Raw genomic sequence first — 26,180 nt, 5'->3', positions numbered from 1 at the left:
TCGCTAACGACTTCCGGGGATCCTGGTTGGCGTCGTTGGTGTGACACCAATCGACTGAAAGTACACGTCCGCTTGTTCGATGAGTGCGCGCGCTTCGTTCGGCGACATTCCTGCGCGTCGAAGCGCTTTGTATCCGATACGGCGTTCTGCGCCGTAGGTGCCGCCCCCAAGCTGACGCTGAACCTGAGTCGCGGCGTAATGTGGAGAACCGACACGCGTCGATGGTCCAGAAAGCTCAACGGCGGGCGCTGTGGTGCGGCTGTATCCAGGCAATTCACGAACGGCGGCGTCCTGAATCACATGATGTGCGTCCTTGGCACCGGCAGCCCTTAAGCCTCCATAGGTACCCGCCCTTGCGGCTCCTGCCGCTGCCGCCTCCTCCGCCGCCCCCAGTCCTCTTCCCATCCCGAAGACGGTGGCCGCGGCGAGCACCATCGTCTTGGTCCCCGCCGCGCCCGCTGTCCGATAGTCATCCCGATCGATGGCGAGGGCCGTGTCCGCCGCGCCGCGGCCGATGTGGTAGAGCGGGTTGACGGCATTGAGCGCGCCGACGAGGCCGTCTTCGTCGTAGCCCTCCCACATCGCGCTGGCGAACTCGTAACCGCTGTACATCCCGAGCGTCAGCGCATTCAGCACGAGCATCCGCCCGATCCCTGCTCCGAGGTCGCGCGTCCCCTCCGCGGCGCCCAGCAAGGTCTGGCCGACGACGGTGCCCGGGCCGCCGACGCCCGAATGCTCCGGCGAGACCGTCACCGGCTGCGGCACGTACCCGGACGAGCTTCCGGTCGTGCCCATGTCGATAGGCGCCGTCGTGGCGCCGACCTCCACGGCCTCGCGCGGTCCTTCTTCAGGCTGGTTTGCCTTCGGCGGCGAGTAGAAGAGCTCCACGGCGTATTGTTCCGGGCGCACCACCGACTCGACCGGCAGGATCGGCGGCTCCACCGGCTCTTCCTGGAAGCCGCTCGGATCCACGTGATTGAGCGGGCTGTTGCGCACGTAGCTGTACGGATTCCAGCTCTGCCCGAAGGACGGAATCGAAACGATCGGGTCCGTCGTCAAGAACCGTCCGATCCTGGGATCGTAGATCCTGCCCTTCATGTTCACGAGCCCGAGCTCGTCGTCGCTCTCGTGCCCCGTGAATCCCTGCGTCGTCTCGCTCGGGAACGAGGCAGGCGGGCGCTCCCCCCACACGGGGCTCCTGCGCTGCCCGAACGGGTCGTAGCTCCGCCGCTCGATCACGTCGCCGTCCTCGTCGGTGAGCGCATCGATTGAGCCGAGGTGATCGACATGCACGTAGCGCGTGCCGTCGTCCGAGCCTCCACGGGTCACGATCGCCACCACGCGCTCCGGCGAGTGGACGTGGTACCGGTGCTCCACGGCGCCTGACGCCGCCTCGGTGACCCGCTCGTACAGATCGCCGAAGTAGAGCGTCTCCTTTTCCGCCGTGGTCTTGCGGATCCGCTGCTGGTCGCCGTCGTAGCCGAACGTGATGGTGCTCGCGCCCTGCGTGATGCGCTCCGGCAGATCGAACGGAGTATAGCGCACCGTTGTACCACCGGGCCGCGCCGTCTGATTACCGACAGCGTCATGCGCGAAGGTGTCCGTACCCGCGCCGGTGATCGCATGCGGGTGCAGCGGGTCGTCATACGAGAGGTCACCGACGTCCGACTTGAAGGTGAGATTGCCGTTCGGGTGGTAGTCGTAGCGGAGCGCGCAGGGCGCCGTCGCGCTCTCGAGAGCGCCGAAGTACGCGCACGTCAGCCGTTGGATCGGATCGTACCGGAAGCGCTCCGTCGTGTTCTCGGGCTGGAGCGCGTCGGTGCGGCGCGTGAGATTCAGGAGATCGTCGAACCCATAGTCCAGGTCCTGCACCTCCCCCGCGCCGCTCTGCGTCGCCATGTGCCTCAGACGCTGCTTGTCCGCGAAGTAGCTCCTCTCCGTGACGGCGCCGTTGCCGAACACCTCCTCCCGGAAGCGCCCCGCGTCGTCCACGTCGGTCAAGCGCCAGTAGGCGAGGTTCGTTCCGCTGTCGCGCACGGCGAGCACATGGCCGTGTGCGTCGCGATCGTGGGCCACGACGAACGGCGCCGCGCCGGCAAGCGCCGGATACGTGATCGTCTCGACGCGGCCGAAGTCGTCATAACCGAGCCTGGCCTCCAGCGGAGAGCGCTCGCCGTCGATGCGGAGCGCGATCGTGCCGAGCTGGCCACGGCCCGTGTACCCGTACGTCTTCTCCCCGTCGGGGCTCGCGAGCGTGTGCAGCTTCCCGAGGCCATGCGCCGCGGTGTCCCAGGTCCACGTGGTCGTCAGGCTCTCCGCGCCGTCCTGGTCCACGCGTGAGCGGGGTCGACCGAGCGCGTCGTACGTCCACGTGACCTTTCGCTCGAGCGCATCGGCCTGTGAAATCAGCTCGCCGAAGCCGTCATGGATCGAGACCGTCGTGCCCCGATCGGGATCGTCGAGCTGCCGGACGCGGCCGAATGCGTCGCGCGTCGTGCGCATCACCGCCTCGCCCGGATCGGTGACCGTGTGCAGCAGGCCGAAGGGACCGTACGCGTAACGGGTGATCCCGTCGGCCGCATCGGTGATGGTCTTGATGCGCCCCAGCGGGTCCTGCTCGGTCACCGTCACATGATCGAGCGGGTCGGTGACGCGCACCTGCAGGCCATCGTACGCCGTCGTCGTGACCGCGTTCCACGGCGTCGTATGGCGCACCTCGCGGCCCGCCGCATCGTACTCGTAGCGATCGTACAGGATCGCGCTCTCGGGCGTGTCCTCCCTGACCGGCACCGAGCGCCGTGCGATGTGCTCGCCCAGCGCGTCGTACCCGATCTCCTGCATGATGCGCTTCGCATCGCCCGAGCCCTCCGAGGGCTCCGGTTCGGGCCCGTGTCCCAGCCATCGGATCGGGCGGCCGAGGCTGTCGAACTCCACCGTATCGTCGGCACCGCCGGTCGTGATGCTCCGCTGCCTCACCCGCCACGCATCCTGCTCCGGGCCACCCTCCTTGCTGCGAGCGAGGGTGACGGTCGTCGTCGTGCCGTCCGGGCGCCTCTCGATGCCGAGCCGCCCGAAGCCGTCGTGCGCCCACGTCGTCACGAGCTGATTCGGATCGACCCGTTTGAGGAGCACGCCGAGCGCGTCGTCGAGCTCCACGAGCGTGGTGTGCCCGGCCGCATTCACGTACTTCTCGGGGAACATGCCCTCCTCGTCGAAGCCCGTGCTGAATGTGCGCTTGTGCCCGAAGGCGTCCTCCGCCATGACGCCGGTGATGTTCCCGAAGTCGTCGCGCGCATAGGTGAGCTTCAGCTTCGTGTCCGGCAGGCCATCGTCGCTCTCGGTGGCTTCGGTCTCCACCTCGCCGTGGATCGTGTTCGTTCGCTTGAGGGTCCTGCACTGCGACATCCCCGCCGCCGCGCTGCACTCCTTCTGCGTTTCGAGCTGGCCGAGGACCCAGCGCCCTGTATCGTTCTTGAACGACCGCGTGACCTCGAGCGTCAGGTCGACGCCCTCCGTCGACACCTCCTCGGCGCGCACGTTGCCGAACGTGTCGAAGTCCGTCACCTTCGATATCGAGTCGCGCAGCAGCGTCGCGCCATCGCCGCCGCGCTCGATCTCCCGCACGTACACCTCGATCGATGTCGCGTCCCCGCCCGGGGGCGGATAGACCCCTTGCGCTCGCCTCACCCGGCGCTCGGTGGGCAGCGTGAAGTACGTAGCGCCGTCGTTGGTCGGCACGAGCGTCCGCGTCACGTCGCGGAACGAGAGCTCGATCTGCTCCGGCCTGGGCTGGCTCGCGAGCCCCGGAGCCCCGCGCAGCGTCCGCTGGACGCTCCCCGCGAAGGGAAAGACCTGCAGTTCGTCGTCGAAGGTGCCGTGGTCGTAGACGTCGATCGTCACGGCCCCCGTATCCAGATCGGTGACGATCCGCTCGCCAAACCCGAGAAATCCGCGGCCCAACCGGTGATAGCGCCCGTCGCGGTAGCCGACCTCGAAGCGCCTCGCTCGATCCGCGCCGTTGTTGAGCGCGTACGCGCTGACCACCCGGCGAGGGCCCACGACGCAACGCCGAGGATAGCCGCAGTCGTCCGCCGCGCCGGAACGCGCGACGTAGAGCGCGCTCCTCCTTTCAGGATCCTCCTCCGCGGCTCCGCTCGTGACCGGCGCATCGGTCAGGTGGCCGTACGAGAGGCTCACGTTGGGCACGAAGCCCGGCTCGGTCGGCTCGTGCGCGTTCATCCCGTCAGAGACCGCGACCAGGAGATCCTGGTCGGCCGAGAGGTTCTGGAAGACGTTGAAAACATTGCCGAGCGCCAGGATCACGTCCTGGGCCCCGTCCCCGTCGAGATCGCCGGTGCGCGGCCCGCGCGGATCGGCGAGCGTGATCGCGTCGCCGAGCTTGGCCTCGAAAGGAACCCCTGCATCGACGAGCTTGAACGGCGGCCCCGCCAGGTCGCCCGTCGCTTGCAGGACGGCCCAGGAGGGGAGGACATTGGAGCCACTCAGCAGCATGCCTGGTGGGACGGGCATGAGCAGATCCTGCCGTCCATCGCCGTTGAAGTCGAGCGGCACCGCGAGGCGGAAGAGCGCGTCCTGATCCGGGATACCCAGCAGATCGCCGACGCTGAACGCGTTGACGGTCCGGAAGGGCGACATCACGAACGTCGGCCCCGTGTTGAGGTAGGTGTAGAGCTGGTGGCTATGGACATCCGATTCGACGGCATCGGGCAGGCCGTCGCCGTTGACGTCGAGAAAGACGACGCGGTCCCCGGGCCGCACGACAGGGAGCTTGGTGTCGATGAGCTCCCAGCGCCCCTCGCCCCGGCGCATGATCGCTTCGTAGCTTTCTCCGATGAGGGGCGTCCCGTCATTCCACAACATCAGGGAAGGCACGACGAGATCGATCTTGCTGTCGGCGTCGATGTCGAGCGTGTGGAGCTCCACATCGCATGGATAGGCGGCGAGCACCTCGATCGACTCGCCCGTGGGGCCGAACCCCGCGGGCGTCGCGCCGCGCGCGGGCCTCCAGAGGTGGACGGTCCACACGGCGGACCGCGGATCCGGTACCAGCTCCTCGACGTGGTCCTGGCACTGGATCAGATCCGGCACCGAGTCGCCGTCGAGATCGGCGAGGTGCACCGAGGCGACGGGGCTGCTCAGGCTCGGCGGTTTTGGCGTGCTCCCGAGCGGGAACGGCCGGCGGATGCCCGTGTCATGCAGCGCGAAGGTCCGGTCCGGCCGGGACAGGAGCACCTGCCATGTGGTCCTGCTGTCGAAGACGTCGTGGAGAAAGACGTCCATCTGCCCATCGTCGTTGTAATCGAGCACCGTCCCGAGCTCAGGCTGAAGAAGGGCCGGGTCGGACGGTCCATCCGCATCGGCGACGAACAGCCAATCCTGGAGGAAGGCGCGCTCCGGCGCCGCGAGAAAGGACGGCGAGGCGCTGGGCCCGAGGTTGCGCGCCACCTGCCACGTGGTGATCGGATGCGACGGCGTGCTGGACCCCGGGACGATGTCCGGAATCACGAGATCGTCGAGGCCGTCGGCGTCGATGTCGAACACCATCGGGCTCGCCTTCTCGGAGACCGGCTTGTCGATGTCCGTCGTCAGCTGCTCGAATCCGGGCTTTCCGCGGCTGTACTGAAACCGTGTCGGAGGCTTGCAGACCCCGTCACTCGCGCACTCCTCGACCTGGGTCAGGAGCGTCCGGCTCGTCGTCGGGCTGAGCTCGTAGCGGAAACCGTAGCTCCGGACCAGCGCGTCGCCCGGACCGAGCATCTGGATCTCCTCCAGGCGAAGCGAGCGCTGGAGCGCCATGCCACCCGAGTAGCCCATGCGAACCGCGGCCGCGTCCTTGGTCCCGTACACGAAGCGCACCGCCCGGGAAGGCTCGAGCGACGGCGTGCCCTCGAAGCTCGTGTAGCGGATCTCGTCGACCGCATATTCGGCGGTATGGCCGTCCTCGGCCTCGGCGAGGCAATATGCGTACGTCATGGCGTTGCCGCGGCCGTCGCGGGCCTCGTTCGCGAGCCACGCGCGCGGGACGCCGCCTCGCGCGAGCGGCTTGCTGCCGTCGGCGCGGCCGTACTCCACGATACGGCCGGAGGGCAGATTCGCCTCGAAGAAGAGCGCCTCGGTGGGCGCGCTACGTTCCGGAGGGTAGTGACCGACCACCTTGACGAAGGTATCCGGGAACGTGCGGTACTCGATGGTTCCCGGCCCCTCTCCCACGGCGACGAGGCGCTGGCCGTCGAGGCAGAGCGCGTCGTCTCCGTCGTACCGCACGCCGCGGATCTCCCCGTCTTGCGCGAGGCTCTTCGGACATCGTGTGATCGCGGACAGCCCGGCGAGGGAGAAGCCGTTGCCGAGCACGCCGTCGCCGCCGTCGCTCCGGTAGACGATCTGGATCCCGGGACCCATGCCCGCACGCGAGGGCGGCGAGGCCAGATCCATGGTGTACAGGGCCTCACCGGTGCTCGTGATGGAAAACGCCCCGGGGATGGTGCCGGCGGCGACGGTCTCGACCTCCGGCGCGGGACGGGACGTGGCTGGGGCATGCGCGCGCTGCGTCCGGCAGGCAACGAGGCCAGGCGGCTCCGGAAGCGGCTCGCCGAAGGCGCAATAGCACCCGCCCGACCCGAGCACGCAAGCGAGAAACATCCAGAGCGGGATCAATGCCCGGTGCACACAACGCGGAACTGGCGACATCGCAGCCTCCCCGGCGAACAGCAGTGCCACGACGCTGCATCGCGCGTCAAGCGCTGCGCTCATGCTGAGCCGCCCCGTGCATGCCGAGATCGAGGCATTCATGAATGCCTCTGTGCCTGTTCGGCGTACACACGGCGGGCGCCACAGCTTCGCTCATCGAGGGGCTATTGGCCGTCCACGATGAAGTCGCGACGAGGAGAGGGCAACCGAGCGTGAACGCGTGCATGGCGGCGCGCACACTGCCTCGACGACCACGAGCGCGGTTTTCGGCTGAGCCTTGCAAGACCCCAGATTGAGTGGATTGCGCTGGTACGGGAGGTCAGCTCGCACGACGGCGTGATCGGGACGCGCCACGGCAGCCCAGGTACGGCGGCGACCCGATCGGCATTGGCTACCTCGACGAGGACCAGCTCACGCTGGAGGGCGTTGGCCATGATCGGGAACCGCCGGACAAGGGCGGCATCGGCTGGAACCACGATGGCCGCATGGTGTTAGGGCAAGACGGCGACCGCGTCGAGGCGATTCCCTCCCCCGATAGGAGCAGCGCACATCAGGCGAAGATGTGCTCGTAGCGGCTGACGAGGCGCCGGCCGGTGCCGGGGCTCCTCAGCCGGACGCACCTCCTCGGGGCGCCATCGCGGCCCGACGCCGCAGCCGGTCCCGGCGCCCGCCTCGGTGTCACCTCCGCGCGCGGGGCGGAAGGGGCGCGCAGAACTACCAAATCGAGCCCTTCATTTTCCCAGTTTTTCGGCCCCTCAGCGACGCTTCCAAAAACACCTAACCCCGCGACATCGCTTGATGTTCTTTCCGGGCGCGTACACCGGTAGTTCGCGGCGAACTACCGGGAGCGCAGAACTACCGTTTCGTGCCCCTTCCGGCGGCGTCGGTCACGGTTGCGAACGAACCCAACACGGATGGAGGTACATCATGACACGAGCGGCTCTCGCCCGTGTATCGGCACCCCTTGCGCCTCGTCAGGTGGAACACGGCACACGCGTGGTGGAGAGGACATTCCCGGACGTGCCTGCCCGAGGATCGTGCCCCTCGAGGGGGCTTGCCCATCCCGTCACAGCAACGGCGACGCTCGCGATCCCGCTGGAGGGGCTCACACTCACAGCACCGCAGCCGGAGCTGCTCTCGCAGAAGAATGTTGAGTCGGTCACCGGGATCCCGGCACGCGTCTACCTCGACACGATCCGCGGACCAGGCTTCCCGCTCCCGGTCACGAGGCTTGGCAAGCTGCGTCTCGTCCAGCGCGAAGCGTTCGTCGCCTACCTCCAAGCGCTGGCTGGTGACCCAGCATCGCGCCGTGACGCAGAGGTGGATGAGCGCACGCGGGTTGCCGCCGTGCTGGCCTCTGCCGGCCTCGAATCTGTCCTATGTACGCACACCGACCGGGCGAGCGTTCCTCCTGCAGGAACAAGCCGTGCTAGGCTGTCGCCGAAGTAGAGCGGGCCCGCTCGGCGCAGCGAACGCCGGACGGGCCCTTGATCGACCCCCGCATCACCGGAGACCGACCCATGACTGACGTACCCCAGCGACGGGCGCGCGCCAAGCGCTCGGCGTCGTCCCCCGCCTCATCCCTCCCTGCACCACCGTCGACCGACCGGCGTTCGCGTCCGAGCCGCTCTGGCGGGCGGCCCTCTCCGGGAGCGGAGGAAGCTGCGCCCGCCGCAGGCGCGCCGAGTTCGGTGAGCACGACGGCGCTATCGAAGCTGGCGGCCCGCGCGCCCGACAGGCCCGCAGGCGACAAGCGCGCCAATGGCTCCGGCCTCCGTCCGGCTGCGCGGGAAGACATGGACCGCGCGCCTCAGCCTTGGCGAGGCCGGTCGATGCACGTTCAGCTTGCCGACGTGCCGGACCGAGCAGGAAGCCAACGCGCGCCTGGAGGTGCTGTCCGAGCTCGCCGGGCGTCTGCTCGCGGCCGGCCAGATCGTGCTCGGCTTGCCGCTGCTGGAGCGGGCTGCGGCGCGCGAGGGCAGCGCGCTCCGCGACGTCCGGCTTGCCATCGAGCAGCTCTGCAGGGGCGAAGCGCGTGCTCGCGCGTCCGGGGAAACAACCTTCGCTGAGTTCGCCGAGTTGGTTGTTTCTGGAAGGCTTGCCGAGCAATACCCACTGCATGTGAAAGCGCTTCGCCATCCAGAGCAATACCGGCATAAGCTCAATCATGTTCTAGAGCGACAAACACATTGAAAACCATTTAATTCCGTCAGGTTACGCTGCCTGCTGTATCAGGCGCTGGGCCGCCTCGAGATTCTGGATCGCTGCTGCGCGCCGGAGGTCGAAGAAATTTCGCCTGGCGCCGATGTAGCGTGCAGTGTGGCCCTTCCGTGCCGCGATGTGGGCGAGCGCATGCTCCACAGCTACCCGCTGGCGGAGCACGGCGCGACCTGCCCCCGTTTGCTGCAGCTTCCGGAATTTGCGCTGCAGAGCCTCGTCCTTCGCGATGGACACGGTCCGCCCCCGTCCCGAGGCGGCTTGGGTGCATCTGGCTCGGAGGGGGCACGCGCCGCACTCCTCAGGATCGAACTGGACCGTGTCGCCTGGCTCGAATACCTCGACCTGTCCTGCCGGACAGGTGATCGTCTTGGTGCGCAGGTCGATCTTGAAGTCGCGCTTGCTGAACAGGTTGGGGTTGCGAGCACGCTGTCCCCAGGGCTTCGAGAACACCTGGCCACCATCGCGGATCACATCGCCGACGACGGGACTGTTCACATAGGCGCGATCGATGTGGAGCTCGCCGACGTGCAGCCGCTGACGCCGGATGTCCTCGGCGATCGGTGCAGCCCCCTCTTCTTCGGGGCGATTCGCTGGCGTGACCGCACAGGCGACGATGACGGGAAGGTCCAGGTCGCGTGCGATGTGTTCCTTGTAGCCATCGAACCTCTTCGAGCGGCTCTTTCTGCCGTGGCGCATCTCGGCGTCCTCAATGGATACACGGCGGTCGGCTGCAACACCTTGACGGATGCGAACGGTCCCATCCTCACCCGTTTCCAGGTCTTGGTCCCGAACCTGTGTGACCGCATCCAAGTAGAAGCGGAGCGGCTGCTCGACGACGTCGTCCAGATGGCGGTCCACCCACTGATGCAGCGACGAGACCTGCCGCTCCAGGATCTGAATCGCCGCCGCCTTCTGTTTCGGGTCGCTCCAATCGAGGTCGAGCCCCGCCTTGATGCTGGGCGCCAGCAGCAGCGGAATGCCCGCCTTGCGGCAGATCTCCTCGGGCGGGCGCTCCATGATCTTCGACACGACGCGAACGATGCTGCGTGCTGCATGGCCGAGCAGGTTGATCGTGTCCTCAACCCGCCCGGCTCCCGCTAAAGGGCGGCTATCGACGGCCACGCGCAGCGCTTTGGACACCGCACGCCTCTCGCCCTCCGTCATCGCGCCGGACCGAACGAGCGCCACGGTCCGCTCCAGCAGCACCCGGTCCATCTCATGCTCGACCATCCGCTCTCGGAACCCCTGCAGCGCGCCCTGCGAGAACGCGGGCGTGGCCGCCCCCAGGCAGCCGAGCACCATCTGCCAGCGAAGGTCGACGATCGACAGCTCCACCGCCTCGGCATCCGATGCACCGACGTAGCCCTGGAGCAGCGTGACCATGCACATCAGCGCCGGCGGATGCGGCGGCTCACCTGCGCCCGTGGTCCGGTACATGCTCTCGAGCTGCTCCTGGAACGTCTCGTCGAATAGCTCGTGCCGGTGCAGCCTGAGAAAGCCGAACAGGGCTCGCACCCGGGTCAACCGCTTCATGAGCGCCTGTTCCTGCCGCGACAGCTCCACCGGTGGCAACCATCGTTCCATCCGTGCACCTCCGGATGCGGACGAGATCATGGTCCGACGAGACCGTCGAGCGCTTCCGTCGAAGCGCTCGGGATTACCACAAAATCAAACTGATCGGTCCTCTAGGGGTACTCGGTCCCGTTCCTCTCTCTCGTTTGACGCTCGATCATGCGGATCGAGCGATCTCCATGCTGCCGGGACATCTTGAGGACTCCTCGCGTCAAGGAGTCGCAAAGGTCATTCATCGGATACTCGCGCTCGCGACCTATCCGGCGCGCATCATCGCCAGCAATCCTTTGCCGCGTGGATGGATCCCCAAGGCGGAGGACAACAAGGCCAAAGGCTCCCTCTATCCCGACGAGGATAGGCGCCTCATGTCGGCGGTGAATATTCCGCTGTCCTATCGGATCTATTATGGCTTCCTGATTCGCGAGGGAATGCGGGCAGACGAGGCCGGAAGGCTCGAGCCGTCCGACCTGGATCTCGAGCGTGGCGCCGTGGTGCTCGACGAGAACAAGACAGATGACCCACGCGCCTGGGCACTCTCACCCGACGTCGTGCGCGCGCTTCGGACCTATTTTGCTATATGTCCCCCGAAGGAGCGTGTCTTCATTGGGCCGAGCGGACCCCTGCCGGGGCGCAGTGGGGCGCACAATTTTCGAAATCACCTGCGCCGTGCTGGCATCGATCGACCCGAGTTGTTCGAGACCACGCAGTCAAGGCTGAATATACGCTTGCACGACACCCGCGCGACCTTCATCACGATCAAGCTCGCGAACGGCCGCACGGAGACGTGGATCTCCGATCGGACCGGGCATAAGTCGAGCCGTCAGATCCACCACTACAAGCGCGCGGCGCGCAAGGTCGCAGAGCTCGGCTTGGGGGATTTCGCGCCTCTGGACGAGGCGATCCCCGAACTGAACGGCAGGGGCGGCCGTTTAGGTGGAAGTGATCCCATGTCCACGGGCCCGGAGGCGGGCTCGCCGTCGCCGAGCAACGGCGTGTCCTTCGTCCGCGCGCTGCACCACCGAGCGCCGGCCGCGGTCGATGACCACGCCGGCCAGCCCGCAGCGGGCGCCCCGGTGGCTGCAGGCGGCCCTTTGGGCCCGCGTTGGGCCACGCCGGCGAGCGAGCCGGCCGCGAATCAGACAGAACAGGTTGAAATTATTGATATTTCTTCCGCCTCCGCCTCGTCATCGCAGAAATCCTGGCGGGATTTCTGACACGCGGAATCAGCGCAGGCGCAGCTGCACCCCCAGCATCCCCGTGACGCCGCCCTTCGGCAGCGCCGCCTCGGGCTTCGGGCGGACGCGGAGGTCGGTCTGATGGATCCGCACGAACGCCTCGGCGCTCCCGAGGAGGGCCACGCTGCCCTCGGCCGGCCATACGAGGTCGATCGCCGTGCGCGTCCCGAGGCTCCACCCGTGCCCTGTCTCTTCGGGCTTCTTCGGATCGACCGGGGAGGCCATGACCCAGTCGGCGGCGGCCTCGATCCTCGCCCGGACGAGCGCGTCGAGCGGCGCGATGGGCGCGGCGATGCCGCCGCCGCCCCCGAGCGCGAGCCACTGGACGGACAGCCCCGGGGCCGGCTCGCGCAGGGCCGTGGCATAGGACGCCGAGACGGTCCCGAAGAACCCCGAGCGCCGGTCGAGCGCCGTGGCCATGACCCAGCCGCCGGCGCGGGCGGGGCCGGCGGCGCCGGCAGGGCCGACATCGAGGCCGTTGCCGACCAGCCCGCCGGCGGCGAGGAACCAGCCCAGCGGGCGCGGCGGTGGTGCGTCCGCGGCCGGCTCGGCGCCGGTTGGGTCGGCGGCGGCCGCGTCGGGCGGCGTCGCGGAGCCGGCGCGCTCCGACGCCAGGGCCGCGACCAGGAGCCCCGCGGTGCGGTAGCGGTCGGGCAGCGGATCCTCCTCGCGGAACTCGATCTCGCGCGACGACAGCGTGCCCTCGGGTGCGCCGAGCGAGGCGACGTCGACCCGCAGGCGGCGGTAGTCCGGGCCGTCCAGCCAGACGACGGCGAGCGCCCGGAGCGGGGTCCCGCCGCGCTTCGGATCGCCGAGCGCGCACCCGCCGCCGCCGGCAGCGCGGGAGCACGCCTCGACGAGGAGCGCCGGGAGCTCGCCCTGTACGGCAGGACCCGATGCGATATCGACGACGATCGGGGCCGGCACGAGGTCTACCCGGGACCGACGCTACCGAGCGGGAGGGGCGAAGGCAAGCAGGAGGCGGCCGCGGGACGCTCGCGGCGGTGCCTGGTGTCCGTCGGCCATGAGCAGAGGATGACCGACCCCATGAGGCCCTCGGGGCTGTCGTCGTTCCAGTCGACCGCTGGTCGCCCCATGCACGCGGCAGGAGGAACGTTGAGCGCGGCATGCGGACCAAGACCGGAACGGCGTTGTTCGCCTTCATCGTGGAGGACATCCAGCGATTGAATATTTGCAGGACCTGAAGCACGATGGGTATGTCGGAATCCCGACATGGGAAGGTGCGGCCTTCCCGCTTGCCGGGCGGGACCCTGGCCGGGCCAGCACGACACGCAAGGCGGGCGACACATGGTCGGTCAGCCAGACGCCGTTGGAGGCCTGGTAGACGAGCGGGCCGGCGAAGATCGCGATCCTGTGCCGATCTCTCCTGACGCCGCGCTCCGAACGATCCCTCGCTCGACGCGGTGCTCCGAAGGAGACCCGCCAGCCTCGTCCTCCCCCGGGCTCGAGGACAGCGGCAGGCCGGTCGATTGGAATTGACATCCGGAATGTGAACGTTCACATTGACCTGTAGGGGCCTCCTTCTGCTTCGGCGCTCTCGGTTCCCATCCGGCTCGACCAGCGACCCGAATCGAGGAGAGATGCCATTGGGACTACTGTCTTCGTTCGCTCGAGGCAAACCGGCGTCGCTACGGGCGCCACGGGCCCGTGGCACAGTGGCCAAGTCAGGTGGCCACTTGGCTTTGCGAGCTGCATTCCCTCGGCAATAGCGCTCGATCAGGAGAAGAGATGAAAAAGACGCTGATGCTCACGTTCGTATTGGTCGTATTGGCCGCGCAAGGCTTGAGCTGCACCGCTGACAACCCCGGAGCCGAGAAGCCCACGGCGACCGGAGACGCGGGCGGGGCAACTGGAGGAGACGGTGGTGGCGGCGGCGGCGGCGCAGCGACCGGGGGAGCGGGGGATGGCGGCGGCGCAGCGACCGGGGGAGCGGGGGATGGCGGCGGCGCAGCGACCGGGGGAGCTGGTGGAGGCGGCGGCGCAGCGACCGGGGGAGCTGGTGGCACCGGCGGTTCCGGTGACGCGAACGCATCGACCGGGCCGTGCGATCTTTACGCGAGCGGCGGCACGCCGTGTGTTGCCGCCCATAGCACAGTGCGCGCCCTGTTCGGGGCCTACACCGGAAAGCTCTACCAGGTCCGGCGTGCCTCGGACAACACGACAAAGGACATCTCCGTGCTCAAAGCCGGAGGCCCCGCCGATTCCGCACCACAGGACGCGTTCTGCGCCGGGACCTCGTGCGTGATCACGGTGCTCTACGACCAGTCCGGACACGGGAATGACCTCTGGTACCAGGGCTCGGACGTGGTGCCCGGTTCACCGAGGAGCAGCCCAGCGAAGGCCACCACGGAGTCGCTGAAGGTCAGCGGGAGCAAGGTCTACTCGCTTTACATCAACCCCGGAAACAGCTACTGGCGCGACGGCCATACCACCGGCGTTCCGACGGGCAGCGCGCCGGAAGGCCTGTACATGGTGACGAGCGGCACCCACGTCAACGGCGGGTGCTGCTTCGACTACGGCAACAGCGAGACCACCCGCAAGGCCGACAGAGCTGGTGCCATGGACGCCATCAACTTCAGCAAGCAGTGTTGGTTTGGAGGCTGCTCCGGCACCGGTCCGTGGGTGCAGGCCGACCTGGAGTGGGGTCTGTTTCCTGGCGGCAGCAGCAACTGGAACCCGAATCAAAAGGCGTTTCCGCACAAGTACGTCACTGCGATCCTGAAGAACGACGGGACGACGCGCTTCGCGCTGAAGGGCGGCGACGCCCAGTCCGGCAGTCTGACCAAGCTTTACGAGGGCTCGCTGCCGCCCAATTATAGCCCGATGAAGAAGCAAGGCGCCATCGTGCTCGGCAGCGGCGGTGATTGCTGCAAGCCCGACGGCGGCGCGAACGACAGCGCGGGTACGTTCTACGAGGGCGCGATCGCCGCCGGCTACCCGACCGACGCTACGGAGGACGCGCTCCAAAACAACATCATTGCAGCCGGCTATGAGTGAGCGGGCGCCGATCGAGCGTCTAAATAGGTGAATACGATTCGGCGACGGACAGGCGGGCTCAGGCTTTTGGGAGGCCGGTCCTGGGCCCTCCGGCTGCTGTTCTCCTGGCTGGCGAGGCTCTACCCGTTGCCGAATCAGGCTCGGCTATTTAGCTGTTGCCCACCCTCCAGATCGCCATTCGCTCGCCTCGTGATTCGTGCTGTATTGCTGGAGCACGGGTGGAGCCGACTACGCCCAAAACTCCGCGCGCGAACTTGGCATCGAGCGTTGCTTCACGGGATTCCTGCCCAAGCCTGACATCCTCATCGATGATCAGACGCCCGCCGACTGGCGCGGGCTCGTGTGCGTGCATCCGAACGAGGCAGTATCGAAGAGCGCGCACGACTACGCCGCCATCGTTGCCGCCGGCAGAGGCGTCTGACACGGCGATGAAGGCGGACGGGCTTCGCCCGACGCTTGGCGCCTGGCGCGCGGCCTCGACCCACACACCTGCTAACACTCCGGTGGAGACTCCGATGAACGAAGCCTCGATCACCCGATACATCACCGACACGAGTGCCGGAAGGACCACTTTGCGGGGGCGAACCGATGCGATTCGTGGGATCCGCCAGGAGCAGGTCGCCGATGCTGGGCAGGCTCCCGCGAACTCCGGGGAGGCGGCGAGCTCGGCTGGAACCGCCTCGCGCGACGCCGAGGCGAAGCCCAGCCCCCGGAAGTAGTCCGCCGCGGTCGTGGTCAGAAGGTAGACGGCCTCGAGCGCCTTCGCCGGTGCAGCATCGATGCGGTTGGCGACGTGTGAGTCGACCAGCTCGAGGCCGCTGCTGGGGTTGCGCGACATGGCCCCGGCGCAGACCAACCGCAACCTCTGCGCGTGGACGAGGGGTGGCCCTAGCCAGTAGAGAGACACCAGCGTCGTTGGGCTCGGCCCGTTGCCGGGGCCGAGGCGCAGTCCCAGCAGCTACGGGACGAGCGCCGCGCGCTGCTCACGCCGCCCGTAGCGCGTCACGCCCCGCGGCTTGTACACCGAGAGCGCCGTGGCCACGAGCAACGTCACCAGGGCGGCAGTAGCATCGGCCACGAGCTGGATGCGCACCTGGCGAAGATCTCGACCGGACAGCGCCGTCTCGGCCGCGACGCTCGCCACGTAGTGGATCGGCCGCGTGTGCAGCAGCAAGACGCCCGTGGCGACGACGGTCAGCAGGAGCTTGAACATGACCCAGTAGTGCCGGAGCAAGCCCCACGGCGTGCCGAGCGACTGGACGACCCCGGTGAGCAGCGAGGCGAGGCTCAACGGGACGATGACGAGCCACGTGATCAGATCCATCGCGAGGTAGGCGGCGCGCACCGTCGGCGCCTCCTGCCAGGTCAAACCGGCAATCGCGAGCGCGAGGAAGGCCGCGACGGAGCCGAGCCAGCCGACCGAGGACGTGACATGCGCGGTGAGCGCGAGCTTCCGGAGCGGGGGTGTCATCGTCATCATCCGTGGCCGCCTTCCAGAGGCGCGGGGCCGTGGTGACCGGCCGGCGTGTGGCTACCTGGACCACCAAGGCTCATGCCGGTGAGGTGCAGGACGATAAACAGCACGACTACGACGACAACGATGGCCCCGAACGCCTTCACCCAGCGCGGCATGGGAGGGGTAGACCCGCCGTCCAGCCTCAGGCCGGCGTCGGGATAACGGGACGGGTCAGCCATGTGCATCTCCTCGGTTGCTGGCGGGGCTGCGCTCCACGCGCTGAGCCGTCCCGAGGCTGAGGGCGGTCCGCGATAGCCCTCGGCCCGTGGCGTCTCGGCGGCACGCGCGGAAGCGAGTCCGCCTCCAATGAGAACGATCAAGGTGACTTCCTCCGAGGGTGGGCGCGCCGGAGCTCGTGACCTGACCTTCATCAGGCCACGAGCCCCGGGCGCTGCGGGCGTTCAGGCGGCGCGGGGGCGCACGTCGTAACCGGCCCCGCGCACCGCCTCGACGAGGGCATCCACGGACGCGCTCGCCGGATCGTGCTGCACCACGACGGTGCCCTCGCGCAGGCGCACGTCGACCTTGGCCACGCCGCCGCCGAGCTCGCGAAGCGCGCTGTCGATGTGGCGGACGCAGGACGGGCAGCTCATCCCGTCCACCTGAAGCATGGTCTCTTTCATGACGTCTTCCTTTCGGCGACCCACGGGCCGCTCACCCCCGAAGACGCAGCCATCGGGATTCATTACACGGCGCAGGAGCCGTCGCGTTCGTCGGGGGAGCTGGGCGAAGCCCCCCCAGTGCCCCGGACATGCCGGCCGTGCAGCCACTTGCGCGGTGAGCTCCAGCGCTCTTGCCGTAATCCGCGGAGTGCCCCTGCGTCTGTGCTGGTCGACAAAGAGGTGATCATGTCGACCGCATCCGTTTCCATTCCCGCCCCCCAGGACGCCATCTGCCGCATCGATCTGCCTGTCGAGGGCATGACCTGCGCCGCCTGCGTCCGGCGCATCGAGCGGGCCTTGCTCGCGCTCCCCGGCGTCAGCGACGCGAAGGTCAACCTTGTGACCCGCACGGCCACGGTCACGTTCGATCCGTCGGCCGCGTCCACCAAGACCCTCGTCGCCGCCATCGAGAGCGCGGGCTACAGCGTCCCGGAGAGCAGCGCCGCGCCGGGCAGCCCCACCGTTGCTCCTGCCGATCGAGCAGCCGCCGCCGAGGAGAGCCTCGACAGCGAGCGGCGCGTCCTCCGGCGGGACTTCGTGATCTCGCTCGTCCTGTCCGTCCCGCTGCTCGTCCTGGGGATGTCGCACGGCCGCATCCCGGGAGCGGACGGCACGATCGGCCGGTTCGTCCAGCTCGCCCTCGCGACCGCGGTGGTCGTCGGTCCCGGCCGCAGGTTCTTCCGGCTCGCCTGGGCCGCGCTCCTGCACCGGGCGGCCGACATGAACACGCTCGTGGCCCTCGGCACCGGCGCCGCGTGGGTCTACTCCGCGATCGCCGTCGTCGCCCCGCAGCTCTTTCCGCACGCCGAGCACGGCATGCAGCCCCATGTCTACTTCGAGGCCGCCGGGGCCATCATCAGCTTCGTTCTGCTCGGCAAGCTCCTCGAAACACGCGCCCGCAAGCGCCTCACCGACGCGGTACGTGGGCTCGTCGCGCTCCAGCCCAGGACGGCGCGGCGCCTGCGCGGTGATCTGGAAGAGGAGATCCCGGCCGCGGATCTCTCGCCCGGCGACATCGTCCGCGTTCGGCCGGGAGAGCGGATGCCGAGCGACGGCGAGGTCGTCTCCGGCACCTCGGCCGTCGATGAGTCGATGCTCACAGGCGAGAGCCTCCCCGTCGACAAGAGCACCGGAGCGCCTGTGTTCGGCGGCACGCTGAACCAGAGCGGGCAGCTCACGGTGCGGATCACGAAGACCGGCGCCGATACCGCGCTCGCCCACATCGTCGAGGCGGTCGAGCAGGCGCAGGGCTCGAAGGCGCCGATCGCGCGCCTCGCTGACACCGTGAGCGGCATCTTCGTCCCGGTGGTCCTCGGCATCGCCACGCTCGCGTTCGTCGTCTGGGTCGCGATGGATCCGAGCGCGGCGGGGTTCGCTGCCGCGGTCGAGCGGTTCGTCGCCGTCCTCGTGATCGCCTGCCCTTGCGCCCTGGGCCTTGCGACACCCGCCGCCGTGGCCGTGGGCACCGGGCGCGGCGCCGAGCTCGGCGTGCTCGTGAAGGGCGGTACGGCGCTCGAGGCCGCCAGCCGCGTCGATACCGTCCTCGTCGACAAGACGGGCACGCTCACGGCCGGACGCCCGCAGCTCGCGGCCGTGAAGGCGCTGGCCGAGGTCTCCGAGGACGAGCTCCTGCGCCTCGTCGGATCAGCGGAGCTTGGCAGCGAGCACCCGGTCGCGAGGGCGCTGGTCGAGGGCGCACGTGCCCGCAAACTCTCGCTCTCCGCGCCCGAGGACTTTCGCGCCGACGCCGGACGCGGCGTGGTCGCCCGCATCGACGGCCGGGAAGTACACATCGGCACGGCCCGGTACCTCGCCGAGCTCGGGATCGACGCCACGCCGCTCGAGGAGCTCGCCCAGGGCCTCGCCCGGTGCGGAAACACCCCCTCGTTCGTCGCCGTCGAGGGCCGCCTCGCCGGCCTGGTCGCCGTCGCCGACCTGCCGACCCCCGAAGCCAAGGAGGCCGTCGCCGCGCTGCACCAGCTCGGCGTGCGCGTCGCCATGGTGACAGGGGACCGCGAGGCGACGGCACGCGCGGTGGCGCAGCAGCTGGGGATTGACGAGGTCTTCGCCGAGGTCCGCCCCGAGGACAAGGCGCGCATCGTGCGCGAGGAGCGGGAGCGCGGGCGCATCGTCGCCATGGTCGGCGACGGCATCAACGACGCGCCCGCCCTCGCCGGCGCCCACGTGGGGATCGCGGTCGCGAGCGGCACCGACATCGCGGTCGCCGCGGCCGACGTGGCGCTGCTCCGTGGCGGCATCGCCGCCCTGCCCACGGCGCTCGGGCTCTCGCGCGCGACGCTGCGGACCATCCGCCAGAACCTCTTCTGGGCGTTCATCTACAACGTGGTCGGCATCCCGATCGCCGCCGGCGCGCTCTACCCGCTGACCGGCTGGCTCCTGTCGCCGGTCCTGGCGAGCGCGGCCATGAGCCTTTCGAGCGTCTCCGTGCTCCTCAGCTCCCTCCGGCTCCGCCGGTTCCGGCACGCGAGCTGAAATCCGCGCCCGACCGTAATGCCGCGGAGACCCGCGCGTCTTCCACCCAGAACCTCAAAGGAGATCCTCTCATGAAGCTCACGCACGCAATTCTCTCGATCGCGCTCGGCATCACCTCGGTCGCCTCCGTGCTCGGCGGCTCGCCTCGCGCGAGCGCCGAGCCACAGAAGGCCCCGCGGGTGGTCGAGATCATGGTCCACGGCGCCTTCGTGCCCGACAAGATCGCCGCGGTCGAGGGGGAGCGGCTGGAGCTCAGGCTCGTCCGTCACGACAGCGGCGGCTGCACCAGGGAGGTCGTCTTCCCGAGCCTCGGCATCCGCAAGGAGCTGCCGACCGGACAGCCGGTGACCATCGACCTCCCCGAGCTGAAGGCAGGTGAGCTGAAGTTCGAGTGCGGCATGGGGATGATCAAGGGCACCATCGCCGTCGCACCGAAGAAGTGAGCAGCGGACGGAAGCGGTCCCTGGCTCACGGCGAGTGAGCCCTCCAGCGGGCGCGAGCCGCGTGCTCGCGCCAGCGCACCGGCCGCGGATGGCGACAGCCTGGTCGTTCGGATAGATGAAAGTGACCGTGCAGGTCACATCGATCCCATCACCCCTCTCGAATCCCATCCGCCCAGATCTGTTCCAAGCATCGCCCTGTGAGCAGCCCAGACGCATGGGCAAGCAGAATGGCACGACGCATGCGCGGCGCCGGCGCTGGTTCAGCCTCCATCCGAGCCGCGAATGCGGAGCGCTCTGACATGACGAACCTGGTGAATTCGACAAGTCTCTCGCCCTGCCAGTCGGACTCATCCTGTGCGCGCGAGATGAGCTCGCGAGGCATCGAGAAGCATCATCGAAATAGGGGAGGGACACATGGCTCACAAGGCATTCACTCTGAGCACGGCTTTCGTGAACACGGCCAGCCACGCCCAGAGCTGCGAGTCGATCTGCGTACAGACGATCCAGCACTGCCTCTATAGGGGAGGCTCGCACGCGGAGCCATCCCACATGCAGCTCATGCAGGATTGCGCCAAGATCTGCGAGACGACCGCGACGTTCCTGATGCGCGGCTCGCCGCAACACAGCCAGGTCACGGCCGCGTGCGCGAGCATCTGCGAGCTCTGCGCCCAGAGCTGTGACAGGTTCACGGGTGACGCGCAGATGAAGGCCTGCGCCGACGAGTGCCGCCGCTGCGCCGCCGCGTGTCAGCAGGTCGCGCAGCTGCGGCCGGGCGGGGCAGCCGGCGCGGGGCACCAGAGCGTGCCCTGAGACCGGCCAGGGCGCAGCGCGGGGCGGCGCTGAGCGGAACGACCTGACGCAGTACGCTCAGCCCTGAGCGGCTTCCTCCGCGGCGGCCAGCGCTGGAGCCGCAGTCGGCGGCGCCGCGGGCGTGGCCCGGCGGAGCTCGAAGCTCCTCCACACCACGTACATCACGGGGATCACCAGGAGCGTCAGCAGCGTGAGCGAGACCAGCCCTCCCCACATGGGCGCGGCGATGCGCTTGGCCACGTCGGCCCCGACGCCATCGTCGAGCAGCACGGGGAGGAGGCCGAACACGTTGGTGAGCACCGTCATCAGGAGCGGGCGGACGCGCTTCGCGCCCGCGCGCAGCGATGGGTTCCGGGCGAGTACGTCGGCGACGATCGCCGTCAGCCCGGCTTCCTCCGCCTGCGCGGCCTGCGCGCCGCCGAGCGACGCCAGCGCGAGCATGGCGGCGAGCAATCTCGACTTCATGCCAGGGCCCAAAGCACACGTCGTGCCGCGCGTTCACCGCCTGTCGGCGCCGGCGATCCCGCGAGCGCGCCGGCGCAGGGCCTGCGCGACGCGCGCAGATGGCGCCCCTCGCCCGGCGGCCGGTGTCGGGCGCGCTGTGACCCCACAGGTCACAACTCAGGAGCGCCGAGCGGCGCTCCGATCGACGAAGACTGATGCCGCATGACGCTCGTCCGTGACCGTGGAAGGCACAACGAGGCGGCCGCTTCGCTCCTCCACCGGGGCGATCGAACCTGGCACGGGGACTTCCGTCCTCCCGGCGGCCTCGAAGCCCTCGTATGGCGCTCGCGTAGTCCTTGCGCAATCATGGGGTTTTGGCCCGGCTCGACCCGAGCAAGGAGCTCACCATGTTCATCCCTCCATCTATTCAAGGTTCTCTCCTCCTTTTGTCCGCCTCCTCCGTCCTCGCGGCGGGCTGCGTCGCCGACCCGTCGTCCGATGCGGGCGAGCCCGTCGCTGATACTTACCAGAGCTTCGATGGATGGAAGGCCAGCCTCCCGCGTGATCCGAACGACGGCGCCTATCTCGTCGACGGCGACATCGGCGTTCACGACGACGTGACCCTGAAGGAGCTCTCCGCCGAGCGCCGGCAACCGGGGGCGCTCATCGTCAACAAGCGCGACGACGGGAGCGATGACCGGTGGAGCGACGAGCAGAAGATGAACCTGACGTATTGCGTCTCTCCGCGCTTCGGCGACGATCATGACGCGGTCGTCGCCGCGACGCGGTCGGCCGAGTCCAGCTGGGCGAGCGCCGCCGCCGTGCGCTTCATCTACGAGCCCGACCAGGACGAGGCTTGCGAGTCCGAGGAGCATCCCGTGCTGTTCGAGGTCGTCCCCGCCAGCGGCACCACGTACAACGGGCGGGCTTTCCTTCCGAGCATGGTCGCGCGGGGGTATCACCAGGTCTTCATCGATCTGGAGAACATCGCTCGCTCCGCCTCGAAGACCCTGACCGGGGTCCTCCGGCACGAGCTCGGGCACGTCCTCGGCTTCCGGCACGAGCACACCCGGCCGGAGGGCAACGGCGCCTGCACAGAGCGTCCCGGCTGGCGGGCGCTCACGCCTTATGATCCGGGGTCGGTGATGCACTACAACGCGGAGAGCCGGTGCGAGGGCACCAACGGGGGAGACTACGTGCTGACCTGGCTCGACAAGGCAGGGGCGGCGACGCTGTATGGCGAGCCTTGATGAGCTCCTCCGCGACGGGTGACCGCCGGCGGCCGGTCTCCAGCGAGCGGCCAGCCGGGCGAGCTTCGTTCTTCGTGCTCGTCGCCGTGCTGGCGCTCATCCCGATCGCCTGGATCGGGGTGTACGAGGGTATCTACAACCACGTGCTGAAGGACGCGCTGTACTTCCTCGCACCTCGGTCGCCGGCGCTCCCGCGCCTCTTTCCACCGCCCACCTACGTGATGCCGGACAATGCGATCTTCGAGATCACGGGTGTCCTTCAGGTCATCCCGGCATGGGTCGCCGCCGCGGCGCTCGCGCGACGCCTGCTCGACCTCCGGAGGTGAGCGGGTCCTCAGGGCTCGACGTGGATCTCACCCATCATGCCGCGCTCGGTGTGCTCGAGGATGTGACAGTGATACATCCACATGCCCGGCTCATCGAAGCGCGTCACGATGCGCACGGTGGACCGCTGCGGCAGGATCACGGTGTCCTTGTTGGCGAGCTCCTCGTCGGCCACCGGCACATCGTCCCTGGCCAGGACCTGGAAGAAGAAGCCGTGCAGGTGGAACGGGTGGTCCATCTCCGCGTCGTTCTTCAGGTCATAGACATGGACCGATCCCTCCTGGACGTCGATCGGCGGCACGTCCGGAAACGCCTTGCCGTCGATCGTGAACGTCAGCTTGCCGTCGACATATCCCTCGTCGAACGTGATCGTCGCCTCCGCCGGCCCGCCCGGCAGCCGCTCGATGGCGGGGCCCGTCTCGGGGAGCGTGCGCCCGGACAGCCCGGGCCCCTCGCCGATCCGCACCCTGGCGAGCGGCATCGGCTCGGCCAGTCCGGTGTGGTGCCCACGCTCGTAGGGCTCGTTCATCAGGGTGAGCTCCGTTCCTGGCTCGCCCGCGGCGATCAGCAGCACGTCGTAGCGCTCGCCGGGAGAGACCAGGAGCCTCTCGGTATCGTACGGCTTCGGGATCAGCCCGCCGTCGGTGCCAATGACGCGGAACGTGTGGCCCGGGAGCGCCAGGTTGAAGAAGCGCCCGTTCGCCACATTGACGATCCGGAGACGCGTGAGCCCGCCCGGTTGCACGTCGAGCGCTGGCGTCACTTGGCCGTTGACGAGCACGACATTGCCCTCACGGCCCATCATGATCGTGTCGTCGTCGAGCTCTTCATTGAACGTCCCGTCCTTGTTCAGGAACACGTCCCCGAGCACGGCGATCTTCTCGACATCGGCTTCCGGCTCGTTCGGTCCGCGCACGCGGATCAGGCCGAAGAGACCCTTCTGGATCTGCTCCGGCTCCATCACGTGCGGGTGGAACCAGGTAAACCCCGCGTCCCGAAGCGTGAACTCATACGTGAACGTCTCGCCTGGCGCGATCGGCTCCTGCACGGCCATCACGCCGTCCATCTCGTTGGGCACCCGGATGCCGTGCCAGTGGATGGTCGTCTCTTCTGGCAGGCTGTTCTTGAAGTGGACGATCAGCGTGTCGCCCACGTTCGCCTCGATGAGAGGCCCGGGGACCGTACCGTTGTAGGACCAGACCGTGGTGGTCATGCCCTCCAGGTAGGTCTTCTCTGCCTCCTTGGCCTCGAGATCGACCTCGACGATCCTGGGATCGGGGTTCCTGTCGGGCGCGGCGGTGGGCTCGCCCCAGGCATCGGGCACAGGCGGCTCGTCGGTCCGCTCGGCGGCGCACCCGGCCACGAGCAGGGACAGCAAGGCGACGCCCGAAAGGGCACGCGAAAGCTGTATCAATGCCCGCTCTCCTCGTCGGTGGGGTTGCCGGACATCTCGTTCGAGTACCCCGAGTAGACGTCGCCCACCTTACAGCGGAGACGGTACGTGTACTCCATGTTCTCCGTCGCCTCGGAATCCATGTAGGCCTTCTTCGACCCTGCGACGGTGAAGGCGACGGCGTAGTCGTTCATCGGGTCCTTGCGCTCGGCCTCGATCTCATCGCACTCCGGCTGCGGCACCCACTCGACGTGAAGCACGTCGAGCATCGGCATCACGAACGACAGCACCGGCGCTCCGGGCGCCGTCGCCGCAGGCCCGCCGCCGCTCCCGCCGCCCTCTCCAGTGCCGCCGTGCCCCCCCGCGCCGCCCGCCGCTCCCGCACCGCCGCCCCCTCCCGTCCCCTCGACAGGAGAGGGTCCCGTCTCCGAGCTTCCGCAGGCAGCGAGGGCGAGGCTGACAGCGGCGAGGCCGATGAGTCGAGAGTAAGCCATGACTGTGTCTCCTTGCTGGTTCCTGGTGTCCCCAGAATGTAACCCATTTGGTCACAGCGGCGAGGTGCAGCGGGATGCCGCCGCTCGTTCTAGGCACCAGCGGGCCAGGCGTGACGCGCGGACACGTTTTTTTCGCCCGCGGCGCCCAGAGGCGGATGCCCGCCACGTTCTTCGATCCGTCCGCTCACGGGCAAGGCGCACGGACGGGCTGGCCTCCGAGCCTGTCGCGGGATCGCGCGGTGGTGGGCTCGCTCCCGAGGCAGGCGAGCTGAGCCTCGGTGCTCGACATGTAATGGGGCGGAGACTCGCGCGTCGTCCAAGCAGGGATGAAAGGAGAACCCATCATGTGCTACGCAACCGGCCGCTGGAACGACACCGGAACCGACCGGAGTCGTCCGCGAGGTGTCGGTGCTGCCGCGGCGGGAGTGGAGCAAGCTCCGGTTCGTCAATGAATCCGGCCGGCTGCACCCGATCCACCTTCACGGGATGTTCTTCAAGGTCCTGAGCCGCAACGGCCGACCAGCCGACGAGCCGTTCTTCCGCGACACCGTGCTGGTCCACCCGCGTGAGACCGTCGACGTCGGCCTGGTTCCGCTCGACGAGGGGCGCTGGATGCTCCATTGCCACATCCTGGAGCACGCCGAGGCCGGCATGATGTCGCTGCTCGACGTGGAGGCGATGTGAACGCGTCGCCAGCCATAAAATCGACGCGCCGGCTGTCACGCTTCGCGCCGTCGCGGCTAGAAGGGGCAGGAGGTGATCGCCTCGCTCGATGCGCCGTCGGCCGAGGCGATAGGCGCGCTGCTCGGCCAGACCGCGCGCCCGGCGATCGATGCACCGGCGTTTCGCAAGCGGGTCTCGCGCGCCTATGCGCGCCTTCGACTCCTGCTAGGAGGGTCCGATGGGGAGTGACTTTGATGCAGCGCGCCGCGCGGCAAGACGCGCGTACGAGCTCGGGCGGTTGCGCAGCTCCGCCCCGCGAGCGGCGGTGGTCGCCGCGGCATCTGCCGCGGTCGCGGTGGTCGCCGTCGGGCCGGAAGCGCTCGCATGGGTGCCCGTCACCCTGCTGGTCTGGGTCTTCATGGAGTGGCGCGGTACATGGCTTCTGCGCGGCGCGCGGCGTGGGCTTCTGGCGGGGCTCGCGACGCTCGCTCTTCCGCTCTCCGTCCTGCGGCCGTGCTGCCGTCTGGATGCGGACATGAGCTCGGGGACATGCTGCACGATGCCGGGGGCGTGCGTCGCCGTGGGCGCGATGCTCGGTCTGTCGCTGGCCTTGCTCGTACCGCGCGTGCCAGGCGAGCACCGGGCCACGACAGCCATCGGGATGGTGCTTGGCGTGGGCTCGGTCGCCGCGCTTCGATGCAGTGCGCTGTTGTTCGGGGAGGCGGCCGGGCTGATCGGTGGACTCGTGGCAGGTGTCGTCGCGGCCAACCTGGCGCGCGCATGGATGGACCGGGGACAGATCGGGGCCCGCAGCTAATACGTTATCGATAACTTATCTATGGTTCGAAGGGGCCGCCTTCACCCCACAGCCTGCGTGGCGACCGGTCACGTTCCAGGAAGGCGACCGCACCATGCCTCATGGAACAGGCCGTGCG

General features: G+C 68.5%; 21 protein-coding genes and 1 pseudogene. 12 read left to right on the top strand and 10 right to left on the bottom strand.

From position 1 onward, the window contains the following. Positions 1 to 3: 3 nt before the first annotated feature. Entirely contained in the window at positions 4 to 6,708 is a 6,705-nt protein-coding gene (locus WMF45_RS12085; protein WP_437719526.1) for an RHS repeat-associated core domain-containing protein, read from the bottom strand. 927 nt (positions 6,709 to 7,635) lie between these two features. Here WMF45_RS12085 and WMF45_RS12080 point away from each other — a divergent pair. After that, on the top strand, positions 7,636 to 8,157 hold the full coding sequence (locus WMF45_RS12080) for a hypothetical protein (protein WP_437717062.1): 522 nt from the start codon (positions 7,636 to 7,638) through the stop codon (positions 8,155 to 8,157). Positions 8,158 to 8,469: 312 nt separating this feature from the next. Further along, entirely contained in the window at positions 8,470 to 8,901 is a 432-nt protein-coding gene (locus WMF45_RS12075; RefSeq protein WP_437717061.1) for a hypothetical protein, read from the top strand. 21 nt (positions 8,902 to 8,922) lie between these two features. On the opposite strand, the gene WMF45_RS12070 is transcribed toward WMF45_RS12075, so the two are convergent. Further along, positions 8,923 to 10,512, bottom strand: coding sequence for an IS1182 family transposase (locus WMF45_RS12070; RefSeq protein WP_437717060.1), 1,590 nt, complete (start codon positions 10,510 to 10,512; stop codon positions 8,923 to 8,925). Here WMF45_RS12070 and WMF45_RS12065 point away from each other — a divergent pair. After that, entirely contained in the window at positions 10,494 to 11,714 is a 1,221-nt protein-coding gene (locus tag WMF45_RS12065; protein ID WP_437717059.1) for a tyrosine-type recombinase/integrase, read from the top strand. The genes WMF45_RS12070 and WMF45_RS12065 overlap by 19 nt on opposite strands. A gap of 9 nt (positions 11,715 to 11,723) precedes the next feature. On the opposite strand, the gene WMF45_RS12060 is transcribed toward WMF45_RS12065, so the two are convergent. Continuing rightward, the gene (locus WMF45_RS12060; RefSeq protein WP_437717058.1) at positions 11,724 to 12,662 is read right to left on the bottom strand and encodes a hypothetical protein; all 939 of its coding nucleotides are present in this window, start codon (positions 12,660 to 12,662) and stop codon (positions 11,724 to 11,726) included. Positions 12,663 to 13,484: 822 nt separating this feature from the next. Between WMF45_RS12060 and WMF45_RS12055 the strand changes: the two genes are divergently transcribed. After that, complete coding sequence (locus tag WMF45_RS12055) at positions 13,485 to 14,753, top strand: arabinofuranosidase catalytic domain-containing protein (protein ID WP_437717057.1); 1,269 nt, start codon at positions 13,485 to 13,487, stop codon at positions 14,751 to 14,753. Positions 14,754 to 14,901: 148 nt separating this feature from the next. Here the strand turns inward: WMF45_RS12055 and WMF45_RS12050 are convergent, their stop codons facing one another. The 4 genes from WMF45_RS12050 to WMF45_RS12035 all read right to left on the bottom strand — a co-directional run bounded on the left by WMF45_RS12050 (position 14,902) and on the right by WMF45_RS12035 (position 16,892). After that, complete coding sequence (locus tag WMF45_RS12050; protein WP_437717056.1) at positions 14,902 to 15,591, bottom strand: hypothetical protein; 690 nt, start codon at positions 15,589 to 15,591, stop codon at positions 14,902 to 14,904. Positions 15,592 to 15,711: 120 nt separating this feature from the next. Continuing rightward, positions 15,712 to 16,230 (bottom strand): hypothetical protein, encoded by a 519-nt coding sequence (locus WMF45_RS12045; protein WP_437719525.1) that lies wholly within the window; start codon positions 16,228 to 16,230, stop codon positions 15,712 to 15,714. Then, on the bottom strand, positions 16,230 to 16,448 hold the full coding sequence (locus tag WMF45_RS12040) for a hypothetical protein (RefSeq protein ID WP_437717055.1): 219 nt from the start codon (positions 16,446 to 16,448) through the stop codon (positions 16,230 to 16,232). The genes WMF45_RS12045 and WMF45_RS12040 overlap by 1 nt, the downstream gene beginning before the upstream one ends. Before the next feature lie 222 nt (positions 16,449 to 16,670). Further along, positions 16,671 to 16,892 (bottom strand): heavy-metal-associated domain-containing protein, encoded by a 222-nt coding sequence (locus tag WMF45_RS12035; protein WP_437717054.1) that lies wholly within the window; start codon positions 16,890 to 16,892, stop codon positions 16,671 to 16,673. 225 nt (positions 16,893 to 17,117) lie between these two features. Between WMF45_RS12035 and WMF45_RS12030 the strand changes: the two genes are divergently transcribed. The 3 genes from WMF45_RS12030 to WMF45_RS12020 all read left to right on the top strand — a co-directional run bounded on the left by WMF45_RS12030 (position 17,118) and on the right by WMF45_RS12020 (position 20,677). Beyond that, entirely contained in the window at positions 17,118 to 19,424 is a 2,307-nt protein-coding gene (locus WMF45_RS12030) for a heavy metal translocating P-type ATPase (RefSeq protein ID WP_437717053.1), read from the top strand. A 71-nt stretch (positions 19,425 to 19,495) separates the two neighbouring features. Then, complete coding sequence (locus WMF45_RS12025; RefSeq protein WP_437717052.1) at positions 19,496 to 19,867, top strand: cupredoxin domain-containing protein; 372 nt, start codon at positions 19,496 to 19,498, stop codon at positions 19,865 to 19,867. Between the two features lie 414 nt (positions 19,868 to 20,281). Further along, positions 20,282 to 20,677 carry a four-helix bundle copper-binding protein gene (locus WMF45_RS12020; RefSeq protein WP_437717051.1) on the top strand — a complete coding sequence of 132 codons (396 nt, stop codon included), beginning with the start codon at positions 20,282 to 20,284 and terminating at the stop codon, positions 20,675 to 20,677. 57 nt (positions 20,678 to 20,734) lie between these two features. Here the strand turns inward: WMF45_RS12020 and WMF45_RS12015 are convergent, their stop codons facing one another. Further along, positions 20,735 to 21,142, bottom strand: coding sequence for an efflux RND transporter permease subunit (locus WMF45_RS12015; RefSeq protein WP_437717050.1), 408 nt, complete (start codon positions 21,140 to 21,142; stop codon positions 20,735 to 20,737). 425 nt (positions 21,143 to 21,567) lie between these two features. Between WMF45_RS12015 and WMF45_RS12010 the strand changes: the two genes are divergently transcribed. Next, positions 21,568 to 22,371: a hypothetical protein gene (locus tag WMF45_RS12010; protein ID WP_437717049.1), complete on the top strand. Its 804-nt coding sequence runs from the start codon at positions 21,568 to 21,570 to the stop codon at positions 22,369 to 22,371. Beyond that, positions 22,371 to 22,697: a hypothetical protein gene (locus WMF45_RS12005; protein WP_437717048.1), complete on the top strand. Its 327-nt coding sequence runs from the start codon at positions 22,371 to 22,373 to the stop codon at positions 22,695 to 22,697. The genes WMF45_RS12010 and WMF45_RS12005 overlap by 1 nt, the downstream gene beginning before the upstream one ends. Positions 22,698 to 22,705: 8 nt before the next feature. Here WMF45_RS12005 and WMF45_RS12000 read toward each other — a convergent pair whose 3' ends face one another. Beyond that, positions 22,706 to 24,073, bottom strand: coding sequence for a multicopper oxidase family protein (locus WMF45_RS12000; protein ID WP_437717047.1), 1,368 nt, complete (start codon positions 24,071 to 24,073; stop codon positions 22,706 to 22,708). A 32-nt stretch (positions 24,074 to 24,105) separates the two neighbouring features. Next, positions 24,106 to 24,582 (bottom strand): hypothetical protein, encoded by a 477-nt coding sequence (locus WMF45_RS11995; RefSeq protein ID WP_437717046.1) that lies wholly within the window; start codon positions 24,580 to 24,582, stop codon positions 24,106 to 24,108. Positions 24,583 to 24,966: 384 nt separating this feature from the next. On the opposite strand from WMF45_RS11995, the pseudogene WMF45_RS11990 reads away from it, so the two are divergent. The 3 genes and pseudogenes from WMF45_RS11990 to WMF45_RS11980 all read left to right on the top strand — a co-directional run. Further along, positions 24,967 to 25,266 (top strand): annotated as a pseudogene (locus WMF45_RS11990) (multicopper oxidase domain-containing protein); the annotation flags it as partial. A 72-nt stretch (positions 25,267 to 25,338) separates the two neighbouring features. Beyond that, positions 25,339 to 25,494: a hypothetical protein gene (locus tag WMF45_RS11985; RefSeq protein ID WP_437717045.1), complete on the top strand. Its 156-nt coding sequence runs from the start codon at positions 25,339 to 25,341 to the stop codon at positions 25,492 to 25,494. Continuing rightward, entirely contained in the window at positions 25,484 to 26,062 is a 579-nt protein-coding gene (locus tag WMF45_RS11980; protein ID WP_437717044.1) for a hypothetical protein, read from the top strand. Before WMF45_RS11985 ends, WMF45_RS11980 begins: the two co-directional genes overlap by 11 nt. Positions 26,063 to 26,180 lie beyond the last annotated feature (118 nt).

The organism is Sorangium sp. So ce448, assembly GCF_051520915.1.
Taxonomy (GTDB): domain Bacteria; phylum Myxococcota_A; class Polyangia; order Polyangiales; family Polyangiaceae; genus Sorangium; species Sorangium cellulosum_B.
This window is presented reverse-complemented; position numbering and strand designations above follow the sequence as displayed.

Excerpts from the sequence above, each read along its gene's own strand:
- WMF45_RS12035 (WP_437717054.1), bottom strand. The coding sequence starts at position 16,892 with ATGAAAGAGACCATGCTTCAGGTGGACGGGATGAGCTGCCCGTCCTGC.
- WMF45_RS12015 (WP_437717050.1), bottom strand. The coding sequence starts at position 21,142 with ATGAAGTCGAGATTGCTCGCCGCCATGCTCGCGCTGGCGTCGCTCGGC.
- WMF45_RS12005 (WP_437717048.1), top strand. The coding sequence starts at position 22,371 with ATGAGCTCCTCCGCGACGGGTGACCGCCGGCGGCCGGTCTCCAGCGAG.
- WMF45_RS12080 (WP_437717062.1), top strand. The coding sequence starts at position 7,636 with ATGACACGAGCGGCTCTCGCCCGTGTATCGGCACCCCTTGCGCCTCGT.
- WMF45_RS12025 (WP_437717052.1), top strand. The coding sequence starts at position 19,496 with ATGAAGCTCACGCACGCAATTCTCTCGATCGCGCTCGGCATCACCTCG.
- WMF45_RS12045 (WP_437719525.1), bottom strand. The coding sequence starts at position 16,230 with ATGACGATGACACCCCCGCTCCGGAAGCTCGCGCTCACCGCGCATGTC.
- WMF45_RS12075 (WP_437717061.1), top strand. The coding sequence starts at position 8,470 with ATGGCTCCGGCCTCCGTCCGGCTGCGCGGGAAGACATGGACCGCGCGC.
- WMF45_RS11995 (WP_437717046.1), bottom strand. The coding sequence starts at position 24,582 with ATGGCTTACTCTCGACTCATCGGCCTCGCCGCTGTCAGCCTCGCCCTC.
- WMF45_RS12040 (WP_437717055.1), bottom strand. The coding sequence starts at position 16,448 with ATGGCTGACCCGTCCCGTTATCCCGACGCCGGCCTGAGGCTGGACGGC.
- WMF45_RS12050 (WP_437717056.1), bottom strand. The coding sequence starts at position 15,591 with ATGTCGCGCAACCCCAGCAGCGGCCTCGAGCTGGTCGACTCACACGTC.
- WMF45_RS12030 (WP_437717053.1), top strand. The coding sequence starts at position 17,118 with ATGTCGACCGCATCCGTTTCCATTCCCGCCCCCCAGGACGCCATCTGC.
- WMF45_RS12070 (WP_437717060.1), bottom strand. The coding sequence starts at position 10,512 with ATGGAACGATGGTTGCCACCGGTGGAGCTGTCGCGGCAGGAACAGGCG.
- WMF45_RS12055 (WP_437717057.1), top strand. The coding sequence starts at position 13,485 with ATGAAAAAGACGCTGATGCTCACGTTCGTATTGGTCGTATTGGCCGCG.
- WMF45_RS12085 (WP_437719526.1), bottom strand. The coding sequence starts at position 6,708 with ATGTCGCCAGTTCCGCGTTGTGTGCACCGGGCATTGATCCCGCTCTGG.
- WMF45_RS12020 (WP_437717051.1), top strand. The coding sequence starts at position 20,282 with ATGGCTCACAAGGCATTCACTCTGAGCACGGCTTTCGTGAACACGGCC.
- WMF45_RS11980 (WP_437717044.1), top strand. The coding sequence starts at position 25,484 with ATGGGGAGTGACTTTGATGCAGCGCGCCGCGCGGCAAGACGCGCGTAC.